Source organism: Streptococcus mitis, assembly GCF_016658865.1.
Classification (GTDB): Bacteria; Bacillota; Bacilli; order Lactobacillales; family Streptococcaceae; genus Streptococcus; species Streptococcus mitis_BT.
On sequence record NZ_CP067992.1, the window covers coordinates 523803 to 548902 of the forward strand.

Below are 25100 nucleotides of genomic sequence, written 5' to 3' on the forward strand. Positions count from 1 at the left end.
GAGAGAGGTTAGCTTGGAAACTAGCCTCTTTTTCCATTTTGAAATGGGGATTCTTCCTTGAAAATAATCAGTAATTGTGCTAAAATTAAAAGAACATTCTAAAATATTCGGAATTTAAAGTAAGGAAAAACATGGCTAATATTTTAAAAACAATTATCGAAAATGATAAAGGAGAAATCCGTCGTCTGGAAAAGATGGCCGACAAGGTTTTCAAATACGAAGACCAAATGGCTGCTTTGACAGATGACCAACTAAAAGCAAAAACAGTTGAATTTAAAGAACGTTATCAAAATGGAGAATCACTGGATTCATTGCTTTATGAAGCATTTGCGGTTGTCCGTGAGGGGGCCAAACGTGTCCTAGGTCTCTTCCCATATAAGGTTCAGGTCATGGGTGGAATCGTTCTTCACCATGGTGACGTGCCAGAGATGCGTACAGGGGAAGGAAAAACCTTGACTGCGACCATGCCGGTATACCTCAATGCCCTTTCAGGCAAAGGGGTTCACGTAGTTACGGTCAATGAATACCTGTCAGAACGTGACGCGACTGAGATGGGTGAATTGTACTCATGGCTTGGTTTGTCAGTAGGGATTAACTTGGCCGCCAAATCTCCAATGGAGAAAAAAGAAGCCTATGAGTGTGATATTACTTATTCAACTAACTCAGAAATCGGATTTGATTACCTACGTGATAACATGGTCGTTCGTGCTGAAAACATGGTACAACGTCCGCTTAACTATGCCTTGGTCGATGAGGTTGACTCTATCTTGATTGACGAGGCCCGTACACCTTTGATCGTATCAGGTGCTAACGCTGTTGAAACCAGTCAGTTGTATCACATGGCAGACCACTATGTAAAATCTTTGGACAAAGACGACTACATCATCGATGTGCAGTCTAAGACTATTGGTTTGTCTGATTCAGGGATTGACAAGGCTGAAAGCTACTTCAAACTTGAAAATCTCTATGACATCGAAAACGTAGCTCTGACTCACTTTATCGATAACGCCCTTCGTGCCAACTACATCATGCTTCTAGATATTGACTATGTGGTGAGCGAAGAGCAAGAAATTCTGATCGTTGACCAATTTACGGGTCGTACTATGGAAGGTCGTCGTTATTCTGATGGCTTGCACCAAGCTATTGAAGCTAAAGAAGGTGTGCCAATTCAGGATGAAACCAAGACATCTGCCTCAATCACTTATCAAAACCTCTTCCGTATGTACAAAAAATTGTCTGGAATGACGGGTACAGGTAAGACTGAGGAAGAAGAATTCCGTGAAATTTACAACATTCGTGTTATTCCAATCCCAACAAACCGTCCTGTTCAGCGTATTGACCATCCAGACTTACTTTTTGCTAGTATTGAAGCTAAGTTTAAGGCGGTTGTCGAAGACGTTAAGGCTCGTTACCAAAAAGGTCAACCTGTCTTGGTTGGTACAGTAGCAGTTGAAACCAGTGACTACATTTCTAAGAAATTGGTTGCAGCTGGCGTACCTCACGAAGTCTTGAATGCCAAAAACCACTATAACGAAGCCCAAATCATTATGAATGCTGGTCAACGTGGTGCTGTTACCATCGCAACCAACATGGCCGGTCGTGGTACCGATATCAAGCTTGGTGAAGGGGTTCGCGAATTAGGTGGACTTTGTGTGATTGGTACAGAACGTCATGAAAGCCGTCGTATCGATAACCAGCTTCGTGGACGTTCAGGTCGTCAAGGAGACCCAGGTGAGTCACAATTCTACCTCTCTCTTGAAGATGATTTGATGAAACGTTTTGGTTCTGAACGTCTGAAAGGTGTCTTCGAACGTCTCAATATGTCTGATGAAGCCATTGAGTCTCGTATGTTGACACGTCAGGTTGAAGCGGCTCAAAAACGTGTCGAAGGAAATAACTACGATACCCGTAAACAAGTCCTTCAATACGATGATGTCATGCGTGAACAACGTGAGATTATCTACGCTCAACGTTACGATGTTATCACTGCAGACCGTGACTTGGCACCTGAAATTCAGGCAATGATCAAACGCACGATTGGTCGTGTCGTTGATGGTCATGCGCGTGCAAAACAAGATGAAAAACTAGAAGCAATTTTGAACTTTGCTAAGTACAACTTGCTTCCAGAAGATTCTATTACGATGGAAGACTTGTCAGGCTTGTCTGATAAGGCAATTAAGGAAGAGCTCTTCCAACGTGCCTTGCAAGTTTACGATAGTCAGGTTTCAAAACTACGCGATGAAGAAGCAGTTAAAGAATTCCAAAAAGTCTTGATTCTACGAGTGGTGGATAACAAGTGGACAGATCATATCGATGCCCTTGATCAATTGCGTAACGCGGTTGGACTTCGTGGCTATGCTCAGAACAACCCTGTTGTTGAGTATCAGGCAGAAGGTTTCCGTATGTTTAATGACATGATTGGTTCGATTGAGTTTGATGTGACACGTTTGATGATGAAAGCACAAATTCATGAACAAGAAAGACCACAAGCAGAACACCATATCAGTACAACGGCGACTCGCAATATCGCTGCCCACCAAGCAAATATGCCTGAAAATCTGGATTTAAGCCAGATTGGACGGAATGAACTTTGCCCATGTGGTTCTGGTAAGAAGTTTAAAAACTGTCACGGTAAAAGACAATAAAATGAGATAGTTTAGAGGCGGATACCTTGTGAAAAGTAAATTTTTACTTGGTATCCGTTTACTTTATAAGGAGATGAGTTATGGTATTTACAGCAAAAAGTCCTAAAATTAATATTGAAGAAGTTCGTGCCTTATCAAAATTGGAAGGCCAAGCTTTGGAGAGAAAATCTCAGCGTGATCAAGAGCTAGAAGCCATTATACGTGGAGAAGACCAGAGGATTCTCTTGGTAATTGGGCCATGCTCATCTGATAATGAAGAAGCTGTCCTTGAGTACGCTAGGCGTTTGGCAGTCCTGCAAGCAGAAGTGGTAGACCGTATCTTTATGGTTATGCGTGTTTATACTGCCAAACCTCGTACCAACGGAGATGGCTATAAGGGCTTGATTCACCAGCCTAATGCGACAGAAGCGCCTAGCCTTATCAACGGAATTAAAGCCGTGCGCCATCTTCACTATCGTGTCATCACGGAAACAGGTATGACGACAGCTGATGAAATGCTTTATCCTGAAAATCTTCCTCTTGTGGATGATTTGATTTCTTACATGGCTGTTGGTGCCCGTTCAGTTGAAGACCAGCAACACCGCTTTGTGGCAAGTGGGGCAGATTTTGCGACTGGGTTTAAAAATCCAACCTCTGGAAATCTCAATGTTATGTTTAATGGAATTTATGCTGCTCAAAACAAACAAAGTTTCCTCTTCCTAGGAAAAGAAGTGGAAACAACTGGGAACCCGCTTTCGCATGCCATTCTTCGTGGAGCGATCAATGAGTATGGTAAGAATATTCCTAACTACTACTATGATAATTTGATGGATACCATTGCCCAATATGAGAAAATGGGCTTGGAAAATCCATTTATCATTGTGGACACCAATCATGACAACTCTGGTAAGCAATACATGGATCAGATTCGAATTGTCCGCCAGACCTTGATTAATCGTGATTGGAATGAAAAAATCAAGCAGTACGTTCGTGGCTTTATGATTGAGTCTTATCTGGAAGACGGCCGTCAAAACGAACCGGAAGTATTTGGCAAGTCAATCACAGACCCTTGCCTTGGCTGGGAAAATACGGAAGCCCTTGTCAGAGAAATCTACCAAACGCTAGGAGAATAAGATGGCATTTATTGAAAAAGGTCAAGAAATCGATATTGAAGCAATCAAGGCAGAAACCCAATTGTCTGCGGAAGCCTTGCGACTAAAGGAGCGTCGTGATAGAGAATTGGCAGACATTATTTCAGGAGAAGATGACAGAATTCTTTTGGTGATTGGTCCCTGCTCTTCTGATAATGAAGAGGCTGTCTTGGAATATGCCCACCGTTTATCCGCCTTGCAGAAGAAGGTGGCGGACAAGATTTTCATGGTTATGCGTGTTTATACTGCGAAACCTCGTACCAACGGAGACGGCTATAAAGGTTTGGTTCACCAACCAGATACTTCTAAGGCTCCAAGCCTGATTAACGGTTTGCAGGCTGTGCGCCAGTTGCACTACCGCGTGATTACAGAGACAGGTTTGACAACGGCAGATGAGATGCTTTATCCATCAAATCTGGTTTTGGTAGATGATTTGGTCAGCTACCATGCTGTGGGGGCTCGTTCTGTGGAAGACCAAGAGCACCGTTTTGTGGCCTCAGGGATTGATGCACCAGTGGGGATGAAAAATCCAACCTCTGGAAATCTTGGTGTCATGTTTAATGGCATTTATGCTGCTCAAAATAAACAGACCTTCCTTTTCCATGGTCAAGAAGTTGAAACTTCAGGAAATCCCTTGGCCCACGTCATCCTTCGTGGCGCAGTTAATGAATATGGGAAAAATGAGCCTAACTTTTACTATGAAACTTTGCTAAATGCCATTGAGCGCTATGAAGCCATGGGACTTGAAAATCCCTTTATCCTCATTGACACCAACCATGATAATTCTGGCAAGCAATATATGGAACAGATTCGAATTGTTCGCCAGACTTTGCAAAATCGTGATTGGAATGAGAAGATTAAAAAGATAGTTCGAGGCTTTATGATTGAATCTTACCTAGCAGATGGTCGTCAAAACCAACCAGAGGTCTTTGGTTGCTCTATTACCGATCCTTGCCTAGGTTGGGAGAATACAGAGGCCTTGGTAGAAGAGATTTACGCTACCTTGACAAAATAAGTGAAAAGGATGGAGTTGGGGGATCTCAACTCCTTTTGATGAGAATGATAGTTGGACACGGAATTGACATCGAAGAATTAGCTTCGATAGAAAGCGCAGTTACACGACATGAAGGATTTGCTAAGCGCGTGCTGACCGCTAAGGAAATGGAACGGTTTAACAGTCTTAAAAGGCGCAGACAAATCGAATATTTGGCAGGTCGCTGGTCGGCTAAGGAGGCCTTTTCCAAGGCTATGGGAACTGGTATTGGGAAACTCGCTTTTCATGATTTGGAAGTCTTGAACAATGAACGCGGGGCGCCTTATTTTAGTCGGTCACCATTTTCAGGAAAGATTTGGCTGTCTATCAGCCACACAGATCAGTTTGTGACAGCCAGTGTCATTTTGGAGGAAAATCATGAAAGCTAGTCCACATAGACCAACCAAGGCTCTGATTCATCTGGGAGCTATTCGACAAAATATTCAGCAAATGGGGGCTCATATCCCTGAAGGAACGCTCAAGTGGGCTGTGGTCAAGGCCAATGCCTATGGTCATGGAGCTGTTGCCGTTGCGACGGCTATTCAAGATGATGTAGATGGTTTTTGCGTTTCCAATATTGATGAGGCTATTGAACTCAGACAGGCTGGACTCAGCAAGAAAATCCTCATTTTAGGAGTTTCTGAAATCGAAGCTGTTTCTCTTGCTAAAGAATACGACATCACCTTGACAGTGGCTGGGCTGGAGTGGATTCAAGCGCTCTTAGATAAGGAAGCGAACCTAACTGGATTGACAGTCCACCTCAAGATTGATTCAGGAATGGGACGTATTGGTTTTATAGAGGCTAGCGAAGCTGAGCAGGCTCAAGCTTTGCTTCAACAACATGGTGCTCGTGTTGAAGGGATTTTTACCCACTTTGCTACTGCAGACGAGGAATCAGATGCCTACTTTAATGTCCAGTTAGAACGGTTTAAAACTATTTTGGCCAGTATGAAAGGTCTTCCAGAGCTGGTTCATGCCAGCAATTCTGCAACGACTCTTTGGCATGCAGAGACTATTTTCAATGCGGTTCGTATGGGAGATGCCATGTATGGTCTTAATCCTAGCGGAGAGGTCTTGGACTTACCCTATGACTTGAAACCAGTCTTGACCTTGGAATCTGCTCTGGTTCATGTCAAGACAGTTTCAGCTGGAGCTTGCATGGGCTATGGAGCGACCTATCAGGCGGATAGCGAGCAAGTCATCGCGACTGTGCCAATAGGCTATGCGGATGGTTGGACACGTGACATGCAGAATTTCTCCGTCTTGGTAGATGGGCAAGCTTGCCAAATTGTTGGACGGGTTTCTATGGACCAAATTACCATTCGTCTGCCTAAACTTTATCCGCTAGGAACAAAAGTAACCTTGATCGGTAGCAACGGGGACAAGGAAATCACGGCTACTCAGGTAGCGACCTACCGCGGGACCATTAATTATGAGGTGGTTTGTCTCCTCAGTGATCGCATTCCGAGAGAATATTATTAAAAAAGAAAGGAGTGGAGCATGAATCTACACCAACCCTTACATGTCTTACCTGGTGTGGGACCAAAGTCAGCAGAGAAGTACGCCAAACTAGGAATTGAAAACTTGCAAGACCTCTTGCTCTACTTTCCTTTTCGTTATGAAGACTTCAAAACCAAGCAAGTATTGGAACTAGAGGACGGGGAGAAGGCAGTCCTATCTGGTCAAGTCGTGACTCCAGCCAGTGTCCAGTATTATGGTTTCAAGCGCAATCGTCTGCGCTTTAGCCTCAAGCAGGGAGAAGTCGTTTTTGCGGTTAATTTCTTTAACCAGCCCTATCTGGCTGATAAGATAGAGTTGGGAGCAACCCTTGCTGTTTTTGGAAAATGGGACCGCGCCAAGGCAAGTTTGACAGGGATGAAGGTCTTGGCTCAGGTGGAAGATGACCTCCAGCCTGTTTATCGTCTGGCTCAAGGAATCAGTCAGGCCAGTCTGGTCAAGGTCATTAAGACGGCCTTTGATCAGGGATTGGACCTCTTGATTGAGGAGAATCTGCCCCAGTCTTTGTTGGACAAATACAAACTCATGTCCCGTTGTCAGGCAGTCCGAGCTATGCATTTTCCTAAGGATTTGGCAGAATACAAGCAGGCCCTTCGCCGTATCAAGTTTGAGGAACTCTTTTATTTCCAAATGCAATTGCAGACGCTCAAGTCTGAAAATAGAGTTCAGGGAAGTGGCCTGGTTCTGGATTGGTCTCAGGAAAAAGTGTCGGCGGTTAAAGAAGGTCTACCTTTTGCCCTGACACAAGCTCAGGAAAAGAGTTTGCAGGAAATTTTAACCGATATGAAGTCGGATCACCACATGAATCGTCTCCTACAAGGGGATGTGGGGAGCGGAAAAACGGTGGTTGCTGGCTTGGCCATGTTTGCGGCGGTGACAGCTGGCTACCAATCAGCCCTCATGGTACCAACAGAAATCCTTGCAGAGCAACATTTTGAGAGTCTACAGAGTCTCTTCCCAGACTTGAAACTGGCTCTTTTGACAGGTTCCTTGAAAGCTGCAGAAAAGAGAGAAGTCTTGGAGACTATTGCCAAGGGTGAGGCTGATTTGATTATCGGAACTCACGCTCTAATACAGGATGGGGTGGATTATGCTCGTCTGGGCTTGATTATCATCGATGAGCAGCACCGCTTTGGTGTAGGGCAAAGGCGTGTTCTGAGAGAAAAAGGCGACAACCCAGATGTCCTCATGATGACGGCGACTCCCATACCACGAACCTTGGCTATCACAGCCTTTGGAGATATGGATGTTTCCATTATTGACCAGATGCCAGCAGGACGAAAGCCTATTGTGACACGCTGGATCAAACATGAGCAACTGCCTCAGGTCTTGACTTGGTTAGAGGGGGAAATTCAAAAAGGTTCTCAAACCTATGTCATCTCTCCCTTGATTGAAGAATCAGAAGCTCTGGATTTGAAAAATGCCATTGCCTTATCAGAAGAATTGACGGCTCATTTTGCAGGTAAGGCAGAAGTGGCTCTTCTACATGGTAAGATGAAGAGTGACGAAAAAGACCAGATTATGCAGGAGTTCAAAGAGAGAAAAACGGATATTCTGGTGTCGACGACGGTTATCGAGGTTGGAGTTAATGTTCCCAATGCGACAGTTATGATCATCATGGATGCCGATCGCTTCGGTCTCAGCCAGCTTCACCAGCTTAGAGGTCGTGTGGGTCGGGGAGATAAGCAGTCTTATGCAGTTCTCGTTGCCAATCCTAAGACGGATTCTGGGAAAGACCGCATGCGCATCATGACAGAAACGACCAATGGATTTGTCCTTGCGGAGGAAGATTTGAAAATGCGGGGTTCGGGTGAGATTTTTGGAACCAGACAGTCAGGACTTCCAGAATTCCAAGTGGCTGATATTATCGAAGATTTTCCGATTTTAGAAGAAGCCAGAAAGGTTGCTAGCTATATTAGTTCTATTGAAGGCTGGCAAGAGGATCCAGAATGGCGCATGATTGCTCTTCATCTGGAGAAGAAAGAACATCTAGATTAAGCTTTCTCTAAGGAAAACTTAAGCTAGCTTTCAGGTTTGGCCCTTATACTAGAGTCATCAAAAAGAAACGAGGACTCTCACATGACCGTAACGATTAAAGTAAATTACCAAACCACTTTCCAAAAGAAAGAAGATAAAAACTAAATTGTGAATAGAATAAAAAGAGCTAAATAGCTCTTTTTTCTTGCTTAAAATCACTTTGAAGCGTTAGGAATTAAGGAGAAAAATTAAAAATCACGATCTATTTACTTTTATTTCTTGCATTGCTTTCTTAGTTATGCTACAGTTGTGGTAGCGATTACAAATAAAAGGAGCTACTATGAAAAATCCAGCATTGTTAGAGGAAATTAAGACCTACCTAGGACGAGATGAGGTTCCAGAAGACTTTGATGCTTTCTGGGATGGGGAAGTGAAAAAAGTTTCAACTCTTCCAGCTTATCAGTTGGAGGAAAGAAATTTCCACATTCCTCAAGTCAAGTGCTATGAGTTAACGTTTGAAGGAACCAATGAAGGCAAGGTCTATGCACGAGTCGTTCTTCCAAAGAGTGATGAGAAGGTTCCGATAATCTTCCATTTCCATGGTTATATGGGACGTGGCTGGGACTGGTCCGACATGCTGGCCTTCACCGTGGCTGGTTATGGTGTTGTTTCCATGGATGTGCGGGGACAGTCAGGTTATTCACAGGACGGCTTGCGTTCTCCACTAGGAAATACGGTTAAGGGACATATTATCCGTGGTGCTGTGGAAGGTCGGGAGCATCTCTTTTATAAGGATGTTTATTTGGACATTTACCAGTTGGTTGACATTATTGCTAGTCTGCCTGAGGTGGATGAGAAGCGTCTTTCTAGCTATGGTGCCTCACAAGGAGGGGCTCTAGCCTTGGTTGCGGCAGCGCTCAATCCTCGGATTCAGAAAACAGTAGCCATCTATCCTTTCTTGTCAGACTTCAGACGAGTGCTTGAGATTGGTAATACAAGTGAAGCCTATGACGAACTTTTCCGTTATTTCAAGTTTCACGACCCCTTCCACGAAACTGAGGAGGAAATCATGGCGACCCTTGCCTATATCGATGTGAAAAATCTTGCCCATCGTATCAAGGGTGAGGTCAAGATGATTACGGGCTTGGACGACGATGTTTGCTACCCTATTACCCAGTTTGCGATTTACAACCGTCTGATCTGCGATAAGGCCTATCGTATCATGCCTGAGTATGCTCACGAAGCCATGAATGTATTTGTCAATGACCAAGTCTACAACTGGCTATGTGGTAGTGAGATTCCTTTTAAGTATGTAAAATGATGGATGAGAGGGCCCAGTAGCTCTCTTTTTTATTATAAATGTTGAAAGTACTTTTAAAAATATTAAAATATTAAAATATTGCTGAAAGTAAAATCTATTCTATGACAAGCTCGAGATAAACCTATGACTTTATTGTATAATAAAGAAAAAGTCTCTAGGAAAGGAGTGAAATAGCTACTGTTTGGATTGCAGCTAGCTAAATTTTGAAAGAGAGAAGGATAGGGACTCTCGTTTATTAATTACTTTCTTATGTTTTCCTTTGATGGGGAGTAAAAATTTTAAAACAAAAAGAAAGCGCTTTATTTTTGGTGATATTGAAAGGTAGAAAGATGAATCAGAAGAATTATGACAGAAAACAAAGATATGGTATTCGTAAATTTGCAGTTGGTGTAGCATCTGTAACAATTGGTGCAGTAGTGTTTGGAGTAAATCCTGTATTGGCAAATGAACAAGGAAACTCAACTGTAACTGCTACTGAAAATAATAATCAAGGCTTATCAGAATTACCAAAAGAAGCTTCTTCAGGAAGTCTTGCTCATTTAGATAGTGAATTAGCTGGAAAATTGGCAACAGCAAAAGACAATGGTGTGGAAGTTGATCAGGATAAGTTGAAGAAAAATGAGACTGCTGAAGCAGAGACAACAACTCCAACCAATACACCTGCAGCTGAAAATACACCAGCTCCTGCGGATAAACCAGAAGCAGATTCTGCATCGGCAGGAACTAATAACAAGGAGCAAGATAAAGAAGATGAGGGTGTGATTCCTCGAGATTATTATGCTAGAGACATTGAAAATGCAACTCCAGTAGTAGAAAAAGAAGATGTTGAAACGAATTCTAAAAATGGTCAGCGTGTAGACTTAGCCAGTGAATTAAATACATTGAAGAAACTTCAAAATGCGACCATTCATATGGAATTCAAGCCAGATGCAAAAGCTCCATCATTCTATAATCTATTCTCAGTGTCTAGTGATAAGAAAAAAGATGAGTACTTCACAATGGCTGTTCTCAATAATACAGCCTTAATCGAGGGGCGTGATGCTAATGGAGCACAATTTTATGATAAATATACGGATGCTCCATTGAAAATTAAGCCTGGGCAGTGGAATTCGGTTACCTTTACTGTAGAAAGACCAAATGCAGACAATCCAGAAGGAAAAGTTAGACTTTATGTGAACGGTGTTTTATCGCGTACTAGCTTGAAGTCTGGTAAATTTATCAAGGATATGCCAGATATTACACATGCTCAAATTGGTGCAACAAATCGGGCAGGAAATTCAGTTTGGGGAGCAAATCTACAGGTTCGTAATTTAAGTGTCTATGACCGAGTACTGACTCCTGATGAAGTTCAAAAACGTAGCCAATTATTTGAAAGATCTGATTTGGAGCAAAAGCTACCTGAGGGAGCTAAACTTACTGAAAAACAAGATGTCTTTGAAAGTGGTATGCATAACCAACCAAATAAAGATGGCATCAAGAGTTATCGTATTCCTGCTCTTCTTAAGACAGATAAAGGCACTCTGATTGCTGGTGCAGATGAACGCCGTCTTCATTCAAGTGACTGGGGTGATATCGGCATGGTCGTTAGACGAAGTGAGGATAAGGGGAAGACATGGAGTGATCGAGTAACGATTACAAATTTACGAGACAATCCAAAAGCCTCTGACCCATCAATCGGTTCACCAGTGAACATCGATATGGCTTTGGTTCAAGATCCTGCAACAAAACGAATTTTTTCTATCTATGATATGTTCCCAGAAGGGAAAGGAATCTTTGGAATGGCTGCTCAAAGAGAAGAAGCCTATAAACAAATCGATGGCAAAACTTATCAAATTCTCTATAAAGAAGGCGAAGAAGGTTCCTATACAATACGCAAAAATGGTACAGTTTATACTCCAGATGGGAAAGCAACCGATTATCGTGTTGTTGTAAACCCAGTTAAACCAGCTTATAGCGATAAGGGTGATTTGTATCAAGGGAATCAACTATTAGGAAATATTTATTTCACAAGCAATAAAACATCTCCATTTAGAGTTGCTAAGGATTCTTATCTATGGATGTCTTACAGTGATGATGATGGTAAGACTTGGTCAGCACCTCAGGATATTACCCCAATGGTAAAAGCTGATTGGATGAAATTCTTAGGGGTTGGGCCTGGAACAGGAATTACTCTTCATACCGGACCTCATAAAGGTCGAATCATTGTACCTACTTATACAACTAATCAGACCAACCACTTAAACGGTTCTCAATCATCTCGGATTATCTACTCAGATGACCATGGTAAGACTTGGCATATGGGAGGTGGTGTGAATGACCATCGTACGCTGACTGATGGCACTGTGATTGACTCAAGTACCATGAGTAATTATTATGCTCAAAATACTGAGTCCTCTGTTGTACAATTAAATAATGGAGATCTTAAGCTCTTCATGCGTGGATTAACAGGGGACCTTCAAGTTGCTACTAGTAAAGATGGTGGAGAAACTTGGGAAAATGATATAAAACGTTATGCGGATGTCAAGGATGTTTATGTTCAATTGGCTGCTATTCATACGATGCATGATGGAAAAGAGTATATTGTTCTTAGTAATGCAGGTGGACCAGGACGTTTCAACGGTTTGGTACACTTAGCCCGTGTCGAAGAAAATGGAGAGCTGACTTGGCTTAAGCATAATCCTATTCAAAGTGGTAAGTTTGCCTACAATTCTATTCAAGATCTCGGGAATGGCGAATATGGATTGCTTTATGAGCATGCAGATAACAACCAAAACGAATATACCTTGTCTTATAAGAAATTTAATTGGGATTTCTTAAGCAAGGATATGGTTTCTCCAACCGAAGCAAAAGTTACACATGCAGTTCATATGGGGCAAGGCATTATTGCCATGGAATTTGATTCAGAAGTATTGGTCAATCAAGCACCAACTTTACAACTTGCCAATGGTAAAACAGCTACTTTTATGACGCAGTATGATACGAAGACTCTATTGTTTACAGTAGATCCAGAGGATATTGGTCAAAAAGTTACAGGCTTAGCAGAAGGAGCTATCGAAAGTATGCATAATTTGCCTGTTTCAGTAGTTGGTTCTAAAATTACTCATGGTGTAAATGGAAGCGAAGCTGCGATAAATGAAGTTCCAGAATTTACAGGTGGAGTTAATGGCGTTGAGGCTGCAGTAACTGAAGAAGCTCCTGAATATACAGGTCCATTGGCAACAGTGGGAGAAGAAGAAGCACCAACAGTAGAAAAACCAGAATTTACAGGTGGAGTTAATGGCGTTGAGGCTGCAGTAACTGAAGAAGCTCCTGAATATACAGGTCCATTGGCAACAGTGGGAGAAGAACCAGCACCAACAGTAGAAAACCCGGAGTTTACAGGTGGAGTGAATGGAGTAGAAGCTCTTGTAACAGAAATTCCTGAATACACAGGTCCCTTAGCAACAGTGGGAGAAGAGCCAGCACCAACAGTAGAAAAACCGGAATTCAAAGGGGGCGTAAATTCAGTTCTAGCAGCTTCAAATGAGGTTCCGGAATATAGAGGCGGTGCTAACTTTGTCTTGGCAGCTTCAAATGCTCTTCCTGAGTATAAAGGAGGTGTCAATGGAGCTGAGGCAGCAATCCATGAAGTGCCAGAGTACAAGGGAGAAACCAAACCAGTCTTAGCAGCTGCAAACGAACGTCCAGCTAAGAAGTTATCTCTTGGACAAGGTGCTACTTATCAAGCACCAGCGGCTAAACAAAATGAGCTTCCAAATACTGGAAGCAAAGAAAATACAACTTTTATTTCTCTAGGATTAGTGGCAGGTCTCTTATCTGTTTTGACATTTGGGAAGAAACGAAAAGAAGACTAGGTCTTGAATAAAATGAATTTTGCTCATCGTTAATGATAAAAGAGATGGCCCATTTGAAAGATGGCTATCTCTTTTTATCATTTTATATACTGAGCGAATTGAAAATAAGACAGTGCTGAAACTACTTTCAGAAACTGCTGTTCTATAAAATACTTTTGAAACTGAAATCTATTCTACCACAAACTATTGAAAGCGCTTTAAAAATAATATATAATGAACCCATAAGAACAAAGAAAAGGAGGAAAGAGGATGCCACAGATTACTAAAGAAGCCTTGATTGCACAAATCAAAGATGGAATCATCGTTTCTTGTCAGGCCCTTCCTCACGAACCGCTCTATACAGAAGCGGGAGGAGTCATTCCCTTGCTGGTCAAAGCGGCTGAGCAAGGTGGAGCAGTCGGTATCCGAGCAAACAGTGTTCGCGATATCAAGGAAATCAAGGAGGTCACAAACCTTCCAATCATTGGGATAATTAAACGAGATTATCCACCACAAGAACCCTTCATCACTGCTACTATGAAAGAAGTTGATGAATTGGCAGAACTTGATATAGAGGTGATTGCTCTGGATTGTACCAAGCGTGAACGCTATGATGGTTTAGAGATTCAAGACTTCATTCGTCAGGTTAAGGAGAAATATCCTAACCAGCTCTTGATGGCTGATACAAGTACTTTCGAAGAAGGATTGGCAGCTGTTGAAGCAGGAATTGACTTTGTCGGAACAACTTTATCAGGATACACATCTTACAGTCCAAAAGTGGATGGTCCCGATTTTGAATTAATTAAAAAACTCTGTGATGCCGGTGTAGATGTCATTGCAGAAGGGAAAATTCATACACCAGAACAAGCCAAACAAATCCTTGGATATGGAGTGCGAGGCATCGTTGTTGGTGGCGCTATTACTAGACCAAAAGAGATTACAGAACGCTTCGTTGCTGGTCTTAAATAACACAATCTCAAAAAAGAGGAGAGTGGTGGATGCGTCGGATAAAATGAAAACGTATACAAGTTCAATCTTACTCATTATCCAATATGGATACGCTTATCAATTAGGAGAATACAAATGAAATTTAGAAAACTAGCTTGTACAGTACTTGCGGGTGCTGCGATTCTTGGCCTTGCTGCTTGTGGTAATTCTGGTGGAAGTAAAGATGCTGGAAAATCTGGTAGCGATAGCGGAAAAACAGAAATCACTTGGTGGGCATTTCCAGTCTTCACTCAAGAAAAAACTGGTGACGGTGTTGGAACATATGAAAAATCAATCATCGAAGCATTTGAAAAAGCAAATCCAGATGTAAAAGTGAAATTGGAAACCATCGACTTCAAGTCAGGTCCTGAAAAAATCACAACAGCTATCGAAGCAGGAACAGCTCCAGATGTACTGTTTGACGCACCAGGACGTATCATCCAATACGGTAAAAACGGTAAATTGGCTGAGTTGAACGACCTCTTCACAGACGAATTCGTCAAAGATGTTAACAACGAAAATATCGTACAAGCAAGTAAAGCTGGAGACAAAGCTTACATGTATCCAATCAGTTCAGCACCATTCTACATGGCTATGAACAAGAAAATGTTGGAAGAAGCTGGAGTTGCAAACCTTGTTAAAGAAGGTTGGACAACTGATGACTTTGAAAAGGTTTTGAAAGCACTTAAAGATAAAGGCTACACACCAGGTTCATTGTTCAGTTCTGGTCAAGGGGGAGACCAAGGAACACGTGCCTTCATTGCAAACCTTTATGGAGCTTCTGTAACAGATAAAGATGTAACAAAATATACAACTGATGATCCGAAATTTGTCAAAGGTCTTGAAAAAGCAGCTAGCTGGATTAAAGACGGTTTGTTGAACAACGGTTCACAATTTGACGGTGGAGCAGATATCCAAAACTTTGCCAACGGTCAAACATCTTACACAATCCTTTGGGCACCAGCTCAAAATGGTATCCAAGCTAAACTCTTGGAGGCAAGTAAAGTGGAGGTGGTAGAAGTACCATTCCCATCAGATTCAGGTAAACCAGCTCTTGAATACCTTGTAAACGGATTTGCGGTATTCAACAACAAAGACGACAAGAAAGTTGCAGCATCTAAGAAATTCGTTCAATTCATCGCGGATGACAAAGAATGGGGTCCAAAAGACGTTGTTCGTACAGGTGCCTTCCCAGTTCGTACTTCATTTGGCAAACTTTATGAAGACAAACGTATGGAAACAATCAGTGGTTGGACTAAATACTACTCACCATACTACAACACTATCAATGGTTTTGCTGAAATGAGAACACTTTGGTTCCCAATGTTGCAATCTGTATCAAATGGTGACGAAAAACCAGCGGACGCTTTGAAAGCCTTCACTGAAAAAGCTAACGAAACAATTAAAAAAGCTACAAAACAATAAGCACTAAATCAGATTGATCCCTCCCTTTTCCCTGTGCATAGTCTATGTAAGAAAAGGGAGGATTTTGTTTGAAATGGTAGGAACTGTCACGAAATTAAAATGAAGTTCTTACATAAGCGAATCTTAAAAAATTTCATTTTGATTTTAAAACAGTTCAATAAAATCCAAAATATTCTATTAGTGAAAGAGAGGTGCCGACTGTGAAAGTCAATAAAATTCGTATGCGGGAAACAGTGATTTCCTACGCTTTCCTAGCACCAGTATTATTCTTCTTTGTCATCTTTGTATTGGCTCCTATGATTATGGGATTCATTACAAGTTTCTTTAACTACTCAATGACTAAATTTGAGTTTGTGGGCTTGGACAACTACATTCGTATGTTTAAAGACCCTGTCTTTATGAAGTCTTTGATCAATACCGTGATTCTGGTCATTGGATCTGTACCAGTTGTTGTTCTATTCTCACTCTTTGTAGCATCTCAGACATATCATCAAAATGCCATTGCCAGATCCTTCTACCGTTTCGTCTTCTTCCTTCCTGTTGTAACAGGTAGTGTTGCCGTAACAGTTGTATGGAAATGGATCTATGACCCACTATCAGGAATTTTAAACTTTGTCCTTAAGTCAAGCCACATCATCAGCCAAAACATTTCTTGGTTGGGAGATAAAAACTGGGCTTTGATGGCGATTATGATTATCCTTTTGACAACTTCAGTTGGTCAGCCGATTATCCTTTATATCGCTGCCATGGGGAATATTGACAATTCATTGGTGGAAGCAGCGCGTGTTGATGGTGCGACTGAATTGCAAGTGTTCTGGAAGATTAAATGGCCTAGCCTCCTTCCAACAACACTTTATATCGCAATCATTACAACAATTAACTCATTCCAATGTTTCGCCTTGATTCAGTTGTTAACATCTGGTGGTCCAAACTACTCAACAAGTACACTGATGTACTACCTTTACGAAAAAGCCTTCCAATTGACAGAATACGGTTATGCAAACACTATCGGCGTCTTCTTGGCAGTTATGATTGCTATCGTAAGCTTTGTTCAATTTAAAGTACTTGGAAATGACGTAGAATACTAAAGAAAGGAGACAGCTATGCAATCTACACAAAAGAAACCTTTAACAGCCTTCACTGTTATTTCAACTATTATCTTGCTCTTGTTGACCGTGCTGTTCATCTTTCCATTCTACTGGATTTTGACAGGTGCCTTCAAATCACAGCCTGACACCATTATGATTCCGCCACAATGGTTCCCTAAAATGCCAACCATGGAAAACTTCCAACAACTCATGGTGCAAAACCCTGCTATGCAGTGGATGTGGAACTCTGTGTTTATCTCATTGGTAACCATGTTCTTAGTCTGTGCGACCTCATCTCTAGCAGGTTATGTATTGGCTAAAAAACGTTTCTATGGTCAACGTATTCTATTTGCAATCTTCATTGCAGCCATGGCACTTCCAAAACAAGTTGTCCTTGTACCATTGGTACGTATCGTCAACTTCATGGGAATCCATGATACTCTTTGGGCAGTTATCCTGCCTTTGATTGGATGGCCATTCGGGGTCTTCCTCATGAAACAATTTAGTGAAAATATCCCAACAGAGTTGCTTGAATCAGCTAAAATCGATGGTTGTGGTGAGATTCGTACTTTCTGGAGCGTAGCCTTCCCAATTGTGAAACCAGGATTTGCAGCCCTTGCAATCTTTACCTTCATCAACACTTGGAACGACTACTTCATGCAGTTGGTTATGTTGACTTCACGTAACAACTTGACTATCTCACTCGGTGTTGCGACTATGCAGGCTGAAATGGCAACCAACTATGGTTTGATTATGGCGGGTGCTGCTCTTGCAGCAGTTCCAATCGTAACAGTCTTCTTAGTCTTCCAAAAATCCTTCACTCAAGGTATTACTATGGGAGCTGTCAAAGGTTAAGAAAAGTAAACTGGTGTGTCAAGATGGCGGAAGTAGTCTTGTCATACCATGGAAATATAGAGTTATAAGTGTCTACAAAATGGAGGGTATGCAGTTACTTTATGAAGTTTTGTTAGACACTTATCAACTTAAGAATGATTTTAGTTAACTATCAGAAACGAAGGAAACAGTATGATTTTTGACGATTTGAAAAATATTACCTTTTACAAAGGGATTCATCCCAATCTAGACAAGGCTATCGACTATCTCTATCAACATCGTAAAGATTCTTTCGAGTTAGGAAAGTATGAGATTGACGGGGACAAGGTCTTTCTAGTTGTTCAGGAAAATGTCCTCAATCAAGCTAAAAATGATCAATTTGAGCATCATAAAAACTATGCAGATTTGCATTTGCTGGTTGAAGGACATGAATATTCGAGCTACGGATCACGTATCAAAGATGAAGCAGTAGCATTCGACGAAGCGAGTGACATTGGTTTTGTCCATTGTCATGAAAAATACCCACTCTTGTTGGGGTTTCACAATTTTGCAATTTTCTTCCCAGGAGAACCACACCAGCCGAATGGCTATGCAGGTATGGAAGAGAAGGTTCGTAAATATCTCTTTAAAATTTTGATTGATTAAAAAATCAGGAGGAGCAAATATGGCACAAAAAGGAGTAAGCCTTATTAAGGCAGCATTTGATACAGATAACTTTCTCATGCGTTTTAGTGAAAAGGTTTTGGATATCGTCACAGCCAATCTTCTTTTTGTCGTTTCTTGTTTGCCCATCGTGACGATTGGAGTGGCTAAAATCAGCCTCTACGAGACCATGTTTGAGATTAAGAAGAGTAGACGTGTGCCTGTCTTTAAAATCTATCTAAGAGCTTTCAAGCAAAATCTGAAACTAGGTCTTCAGTTAGGTCTGCTTGAGTTGGGTATTGTTTTGTTGAGTCTTTTAGACCTTTATATCTTTTGGGGGCAGACAGCTATGCCTTTCCAAATGGTGAAAGCTATTTGTCTAGGCATTCTTATCTTCCTCACTATCGTGATGCTTGCTAGCTATCCGATCGCTGCGCGCTATGATTTAACTTGGAAAGAAGTGCTACAAAAAGGGCTGATCTTGGCAAGTTTTAACTTTCCTTGGTTCTTTCTTATGTTAGCCATTCTTATCCTCATTGTGATGGTTCTTTATCTGTCAGCCTTCAGTCTACTTTTAGGTGGTTCAGCCTTCCTGCTTTTTGGATTTGGGCTATTGGTCTTTATCCAGACTGGATTGATGGAGAAAATTTTTGCAAAATATCAATAGGATGGCTTGTTTCTGAAACTACTTTCAAACCATAAACATTTCAAAATTCATATCGAAACTAAAATCTAAGTGTACACCAGATGTTGAAAGCGTTTTTCACAAGGTGTATACTAAACACATAAAGAATAAATCCTGCTTTTAGCAGAAAAAGAAAACTTAGGAGAAAATCTATGTCAGATTTAAAAAAATACGAAGGTGTCATTCCAGCCTTCTACGCATGCTATGATGATCAAGGAGAAGTAAGTCCAGAGCGTACGCGTGCCTTGGTTCAATACTTCATTGATAAAGGTGTTCAAGGTCTTTATGTCAATGGTTCTTCTGGTGAATGTATCTACCAAAGTGTTGAAGACCGTAAGTTGATTTTGGAAGAAGTCATGGCAGTTGCCAAAGGTAAATTGACCATCATTGCTCATGTTGCTTGCAACAATACCAAGGATAGTATGGAACTTGCTCGCCACGCAGAAAGCTTGGGTGTAGATGCCATTGCAACGATTCCACCAATTTACTTCCGCCTGCCAGAATACTCAGTTGCTAAATACTGGAACGATATCAGTTCTGCAGCTCCAAATACAGACTACGTGATTTATAACATTCCTCAATTGGCAGGAGTTGCTTTGACTCCAAGTCTCTACACAGAAATGTTGAAAAACCCACGTGTCATCGGTGTTAAGAACTCTTCAATGCCAGTTCAAGATATCCAAACCTTTGTCAGTCTTGGTGGAGAAGACCACATCGTCTTTAACGGTCCAGATGAACAGTTCCTAGGTGGCCGTCTCATGGGTGCTAAGGCTGGTATCGGTGGTACTTATGGTGCGATGCCAGAACTCTTCTTGAAGCTCAATCAGTTGATTGCGGATAAAGACTTGGAAACAGCGCGTGAATTACAGTATGCTATCAACGCAATCATTGGTAAACTCACAGCAGCTCATGGAAATATGTACGGTGTGATTAAAGAAGTCTTGAAGATCAATGAAGGCTTGAATATTGGTTCTGTTCGTTCACCATTGACACCAGTGACTGAAGAAGATCGCCCAGTTGTAGAAGCAGCTGCTCAATTGATTCGTGAAACCAAGGAGCGCTTCCTCTAACCCATAAGGAGGTATTTATGACACACTACGTTGCAATTGATATCGGTGGAACCAACATCAAATATGGTTTGATCGACCAAGAAGGACAACTTGTTGAATCGCATGAAATGCCAACTGAGGCGTATAAAGGTGGACCCCATATCTTACAAAAGACTAAAGATATCGTAGCCAGCTATCTAGAAAAAGGCCCAGTAGTAGGTGTTGCTATTTCTTCTGCAGGAATGGTGGATCCAGATAAGGGTGAGATTTTCTACGCTGGTCCTCAAATCCCTAACTATGCAGGTACCCAGTTCAAGAAGGAAATCGAGTCTAGCTTTAATATTCCTTGTGAAATTGAAAATGATGTCAACTGTGCAGGTCTTGCTGAAGCGGTATCTGGTTCAGGCAAGGGAGCGAGTGTGACCCTTTGCTTGACCATTGGAACAGGTATCGGTGGTTGCTTGATTATGGATGGGAAAGTCTTCCATGGTTTTAGCAATTCAGCCTGCGAAGTTGGTTATATGCATATGCAGGATGGAACTTTCCAAGATTTGGCTTCTACGACAGCCTTGGTGGAGTATGTAGCAGCAGCTCATGGAGATTCAGTTGATCAGTGGAATGGCCGACGCATCTTTAAGGAAGCTACCGAAGGAAACAAAATCTGTATGGCTGGCATTGACCGCATGGTAGATTACCTTGGAAAAGGTCTGGCAAATATTTGCTACGTTGCTAATCCTGAAGTGGTTATTCTCGGTGGCGGTATCATGGGACAAGAGGCTATCCTCAAACCAAAAATTCGCACAGCCTTAAAAGATGCCTTGGTACCAAGCCTAGCAGAAAAAACACGATTAGAATTTGCCCATCACCAAAACACAGCAGGAATGTTGGGAGCTTATTATCACTTTAAAACAAAACAATCCTAGTTTGGTTTAACCAAACTAGGATTTTCTAATCAAGTTCCCTTGACTTTCTTTATAATTGTGAGATAATAAAGAAAATATATAAAGGAATTATATAAAATGGCTATAGCGAATTCAAGTAAAGTTGTGACCTTCCAAGCTAATAGAGAATTAGTAAATGATGCCATGGAAGTGTTAAAAGAAAAAAATCTCTCTCTTTCTTCAGCACTAAGATTATTTTTAAAGAATGTTGCCGTAACAAATGAAGTAGATTTACTGAGTGAAGAGGAATTGGAGAAGGAGTATTTATTTAGGCAATTACAAGCAGAAGTTCAAGAAAGTTATGCTAAGATTGAGGCTGGAAATTACTTGACAGATGAGGATATCGTGACACGCTATGGATTATAAAAAATATAGGATTTTGTATTCTCCTAGAGTGATTGATAGTCTGGATAAAATATATCAGTATATAGCGGAGGAAATTGGTTCTGTAGAGGCTGCGAGACGAAAAGTAGCCAATATTAGAAAAGATATTAATCGTCTAGAAATTTTCCCCCAAGCTGGATTTGATGCCGATGAAAAATTTGGTAAGAAATTAGATCCTCACTATCAAACGCGAGGATTGACCTTGAGTAAGGATTACATCGTATTATATACAATTGTGGAGGATACTGTCAGACTTGCTTATTTACTCCCTTCAAAAAGTGATTATATGAAATTATTTAAGACTAAGTCAAGATACGACTAATTCATAGTTTAGAAGAGGTATGTTGGGTGCCTACTATCATTTTATACTCAATGAAAATCAAAGAGCAAACTAGGAAGTTAGCCGTAGGCAGTACTTGAGTACGACAAGGCGAAGCTGACGTGGTTTGAATTTGATTTTCGAAGAGTATTAAGACAAAACAATCCTAGTTTGGCTAGACCAAACTAGGATTTTCTTACACGTTTTTGTCTACGATAGCCGTTGAGTTTTTTATTTTCCCAATAGCTATTAAAGATTTTTTCCTTGCTTTCTCGATTGATTTCCAAAAAGTAGGCATAAATCAAATCGATAAAGAAGAGCATAGGAAGTTGAGCGGATATACGTTGGATATAAGAAGACTGGCTGTGACTAGCTACAAGAACAGTCTCTGTATAGGCCTGACTATCTTTATTGGGAACACTTGTAAAAAGTACAGTCTGTGCCCCCATCTCTTTCGCGTCTAATAGACTATCTAAAATAGAAGGAGTTGAGCCAGAAAGTGAAAAACCGAGTACGAGACAATTCTCATCCATAATACTGGTTGTCCAAGCAAAACCGTCTTGATCGGTCAAAGCCTCGCAGACCACACCTAGACGCATAAAGCGTAATTTCATTTCACGAGCTACGAGGCCAGAACTCCCTGTTCCGAAGAAGTAGACACGATCAGCATCTTCGATTAACTGGGCGATTCGTTCCAGTTGTTCTTCGTCAATCAAGTCCTGTGTTTGTTCCCGCATATTACTATAGCTTCTAAGAACTCGGTTGGTTAAAGGACTATGTTTGTGAGAATGAGTGCCCTGTTTCTTTGCTTGGTGCAGGTATTGGAAAATAAATTCTCGATAGCCTGTAAAACCACATTTTTTAGAAAAGCGGGTCAGAGCAGCTTGAGAGATATGTAATTTTTGAGTGACCTGCTGAGAAGATAAATCATCTGCAATGGTTTCAGCTTGCAAAAAATAGCGAGCGATTTCTTGCTCTAGGTCTGTCATTTCTTCGAAGTGAGAATCAATGAGGGTTGCTATATCTGGTTTGTCCATAGGGAAGGCTCCTTTAAATGAGTCATATTGGAAAAAGACTGAGTCATCGAACTTTTACATTTATTATATCATATAATGTAGGGATGGATAAATAAAATCGTATTTTCCTGTAAAATGGGAAAAGCTCCCTTCTTTTCCAAAATTTCTTCTTAAATTATGGTACAATGAAGAGTAAGATTTTAAATAGAAATGAGACTGATTTGTATGAGGAAATTTAACAGCCATTCGATTCCGATTCGGCTTAATTTATTGTTTTCAATCATCATTTTACTCTTTATGACCATTATTGGTCGCCTGCTTTATATGCAGGTTTTGAACAAGGGTTTTTATGAGACAAAACTAGCATCGGCTAGTAAAACAAAGGTGACTACTAGTTCAGCTCGGGGTGAAATTTATGATGCCAGTGGCAAGCCCTTGGTTGAAAATACTGTGAAACAAGTTGTTTCATTTACTCGTAACAACAAAATGACGGCTGCAGATTTAAAAGAAACAGCCAAGAAGCTGTTAGCCTATGTAGGAGTTACTTCTCCAACATTGACTGACCGACAGTTGGCGGACTATTATCTAGCAGATCAAGATGTCTATAAGAAAGTAGTGGAAAGCTTACCACGTGAGAAACGTCTTGATTCAGATGGCAATCGTCTATCCGAATCAGAACTCTATAACAATGCGGTCGATAGTGTCCAAACGAGTCAATTAAACTATACAGAGGATGATAAGAAAGAAATTTATCTTTTTAGCCAACTCAATGCAGTTGGAAATTTTGCGACAGGGACCATTGCGACAGACTCCTTAACAGATACTCAGATTGCCTTGATTGCTTCGGCCTCTAAGAATTTACCTGGTATCAGTATTTCTACTTCTTGGGATCGAAAGATTTTGGAAACTTCCCTTTCTTCTATAGTAGGGAGTGTATCCAGTGAAAAAGCCGGTCTCCCAGCGGAAGAAGCAGAAGCCTATCTTAAAAAGGGCTATTCTCTAAATGACCGTGTTGGAACCTCCTATTTGGAAAAGCAATATGAAGAGACCTTACAAGGAAAACGCTCGGTAAAAGAAATCCATCTGGATAAATATGGCAATATGGAAAGCGTGGACACAATTGAGGAAGGTAGTAAGGGAAACAATATCAAACTGACCATTGATTTGGCCTTCCAAGATAGCGTGGATGCTTTGCTGAAAAGTTATTTCAATTCCGAGCTAGGAAATGGTGGAGCCAAGTATTCTGAGGGTGTGTATGCAGTCGCCCTTAACCCCAAAACAGGTGCTGTTTTGTCTATGTCAGGACTCAAACATGACCTGAAAACGGGAGAGTTGACTCCTGATTCCTTGGGAACGGTAACCAATGTCTTTATCCCAGGTTCGGTTGTTAAGGCCGCTACCATCAGCTCAGGTTGGGAAAATGGTGTTTTATCAGGAAACCAAACCTTAACAGATCAGCCTATTGTTTTCCAAGGTTCAGCTCCAATTTATTCTTGGTATAAATTGGCATATGGATCTTTTCCTATTACAGCTGTGGAAGCCTTGGAGTATTCATCCAATGCTTACATGGTTCAAACCGCTCTTGGAATCATGGGCCAGACCTATCAACCAAATATGTTTGTTGGAACCAGCAATTTGGAAACAGCTATGGGAAAACTTCGTGCGACCTTTGGCGAATATGGCTTGGGGGCTGCGACCGGAATTGACCTACCAGATGAATCTACTGGATTTGTTCCCAAAGAGTATAGCTTTGCTAATTACATCACCAATGCCTTTGGGCAGTTTGATAACTATACGCCCATGCAGTTGGCTCAGTATGTAGCAACTATTGCAAATGATGGTGTTCGTGTGGCTCCTCGTATTGTTGAAGGCATTTATGGTAATAATGATAAGGGAGGACTGGGTGACTTGATTCAGCAACTGCAACCGACAGAGATGAATAAGGTCAATATATCCGACTCCGATATGAGTATTTTGCAACAAGGTTTTTATCAGGTTGCCCATGGGACTAGTGGATTGACAACTGGCCGTGCCTTTTCAAATGGTGCAGCTGTATCTATTAGCGGAAAAACGGGTACAGCCGAAAGTTATGTAGCAGATGGTCAGCAAGCAACCAATACCAATGCCGTGGCCTATGCCCCATCAGATAATCCTCAAATCGCTGTTGCAGTAGTCTTCCCGCATAACACAAATTTGTCAAATGGTGTCGGACCTTCCATTGCGCGCGACATTATCAACCTCTATAACCAACATCATCCAATGAATTAGAAAGG

Annotated in this window: 20 protein-coding genes; 19 read left to right on the top strand and 1 reads right to left on the bottom strand. The window is 41.3% G+C overall.

The genetic code is table 11. The annotated features are described in order from the left end of the window. Window positions 1-131 precede the first annotated feature (131 nt). The 18 genes from secA (at window position 132) to JJN14_RS02855 (ending at window position 21814) form a co-directional block, all read left to right on the top strand. A complete protein-coding gene (secA, locus tag JJN14_RS02770; protein WP_201058839.1) occupies window positions 132-2645 on the top strand; it encodes a preprotein translocase subunit SecA in 2514 nt (837 codons plus the stop codon). Window positions 2646-2725: 80 nt separating this feature from the next. After that, complete coding sequence (locus JJN14_RS02775) at window positions 2726-3757, top strand: 3-deoxy-7-phosphoheptulonate synthase (protein ID WP_201058840.1); 1032 nt, start codon at window positions 2726-2728, stop codon at window positions 3755-3757. A gap of 1 nt (window position 3758) precedes the next feature. Then, the gene (locus JJN14_RS02780; protein WP_201058841.1) at window positions 3759-4790 is read left to right on the top strand and encodes a 3-deoxy-7-phosphoheptulonate synthase; all 1032 of its coding nucleotides are present in this window, start codon (window positions 3759-3761) and stop codon (window positions 4788-4790) included. A 44-nt stretch (window positions 4791-4834) separates the two neighbouring features. Further along, entirely contained in the window at window positions 4835-5197 is a 363-nt protein-coding gene (gene acpS, locus JJN14_RS02785) for a holo-ACP synthase (protein WP_169435188.1), read from the top strand. Then, on the top strand, window positions 5187-6290 hold the full coding sequence (gene alr, locus JJN14_RS02790) for an alanine racemase (RefSeq protein ID WP_201058842.1): 1104 nt from the start codon (window positions 5187-5189) through the stop codon (window positions 6288-6290). The genes acpS and alr overlap by 11 nt, the downstream gene beginning before the upstream one ends. Window positions 6291-6308: 18 nt before the next feature. Continuing rightward, window positions 6309-8324: an ATP-dependent DNA helicase RecG gene (gene recG / locus JJN14_RS02795; protein WP_201058843.1), complete on the top strand. Its 2016-nt coding sequence runs from the start codon at window positions 6309-6311 to the stop codon at window positions 8322-8324. Window positions 8325-8643: 319 nt separating this feature from the next. Continuing rightward, window positions 8644-9624 carry an acetylxylan esterase gene (locus JJN14_RS02800; RefSeq protein ID WP_201058844.1) on the top strand — a complete coding sequence of 327 codons (981 nt, stop codon included), beginning with the start codon at window positions 8644-8646 and terminating at the stop codon, window positions 9622-9624. Window positions 9625-9953: 329 nt separating this feature from the next. Further along, a complete protein-coding gene (locus tag JJN14_RS02805) occupies window positions 9954-13478 on the top strand; it encodes an SIALI-17 repeat-containing surface protein (RefSeq protein WP_201058845.1) in 3525 nt (1174 codons plus the stop codon). A gap of 249 nt (window positions 13479-13727) precedes the next feature. Then, window positions 13728-14426 carry an N-acetylmannosamine-6-phosphate 2-epimerase gene (locus tag JJN14_RS02810; protein ID WP_004258578.1) on the top strand — a complete coding sequence of 233 codons (699 nt, stop codon included), beginning with the start codon at window positions 13728-13730 and terminating at the stop codon, window positions 14424-14426. A 114-nt stretch (window positions 14427-14540) separates the two neighbouring features. Further along, window positions 14541-15869 (top strand): ABC transporter substrate-binding protein, encoded by a 1329-nt coding sequence (locus JJN14_RS02815; RefSeq protein ID WP_201058846.1) that lies wholly within the window; start codon window positions 14541-14543, stop codon window positions 15867-15869. 221 nt (window positions 15870-16090) lie between these two features. Beyond that, a complete protein-coding gene (locus tag JJN14_RS02820; RefSeq protein ID WP_161683542.1) occupies window positions 16091-16957 on the top strand; it encodes a carbohydrate ABC transporter permease in 867 nt (288 codons plus the stop codon). 15 nt (window positions 16958-16972) lie between these two features. Continuing rightward, a complete protein-coding gene (locus JJN14_RS02825) occupies window positions 16973-17812 on the top strand; it encodes a carbohydrate ABC transporter permease (protein ID WP_001192119.1) in 840 nt (279 codons plus the stop codon). Window positions 17813-17983: 171 nt separating this feature from the next. Next, complete coding sequence (locus JJN14_RS02830; RefSeq protein ID WP_201058847.1) at window positions 17984-18436, top strand: YhcH/YjgK/YiaL family protein; 453 nt, start codon at window positions 17984-17986, stop codon at window positions 18434-18436. A gap of 19 nt (window positions 18437-18455) precedes the next feature. Further along, a complete protein-coding gene (locus JJN14_RS02835; RefSeq protein ID WP_004261828.1) occupies window positions 18456-19100 on the top strand; it encodes a YesL family protein in 645 nt (214 codons plus the stop codon). A 170-nt stretch (window positions 19101-19270) separates the two neighbouring features. Beyond that, the gene (locus tag JJN14_RS02840; RefSeq protein ID WP_078238169.1) at window positions 19271-20188 is read left to right on the top strand and encodes a dihydrodipicolinate synthase family protein; all 918 of its coding nucleotides are present in this window, start codon (window positions 19271-19273) and stop codon (window positions 20186-20188) included. A 17-nt stretch (window positions 20189-20205) separates the two neighbouring features. Beyond that, complete coding sequence (locus JJN14_RS02845; RefSeq protein ID WP_201058848.1) at window positions 20206-21090, top strand: ROK family protein; 885 nt, start codon at window positions 20206-20208, stop codon at window positions 21088-21090. A gap of 96 nt (window positions 21091-21186) precedes the next feature. After that, window positions 21187-21474 (top strand): hypothetical protein, encoded by a 288-nt coding sequence (locus JJN14_RS02850; protein WP_201058849.1) that lies wholly within the window; start codon window positions 21187-21189, stop codon window positions 21472-21474. After that, the gene (locus JJN14_RS02855) at window positions 21464-21814 is read left to right on the top strand and encodes a type II toxin-antitoxin system RelE/ParE family toxin (RefSeq protein ID WP_033676577.1); all 351 of its coding nucleotides are present in this window, start codon (window positions 21464-21466) and stop codon (window positions 21812-21814) included. Before JJN14_RS02850 ends, JJN14_RS02855 begins: the two co-directional genes overlap by 11 nt. A 182-nt stretch (window positions 21815-21996) precedes the next feature. Here JJN14_RS02855 and JJN14_RS02860 read toward each other — a convergent pair whose 3' ends face one another. Next, window positions 21997-22848 (bottom strand): MurR/RpiR family transcriptional regulator, encoded by an 852-nt coding sequence (locus JJN14_RS02860; RefSeq protein WP_201058850.1) that lies wholly within the window; start codon window positions 22846-22848, stop codon window positions 21997-21999. A gap of 189 nt (window positions 22849-23037) precedes the next feature. On the opposite strand from JJN14_RS02860, the gene pbp2b reads away from it, so the two are divergent. Continuing rightward, window positions 23038-25095, top strand: coding sequence for a penicillin-binding protein PBP2B (gene pbp2b / locus JJN14_RS02865; RefSeq protein ID WP_201058851.1), 2058 nt, complete (start codon window positions 23038-23040; stop codon window positions 25093-25095). Window positions 25096-25100 lie beyond the last annotated feature (5 nt).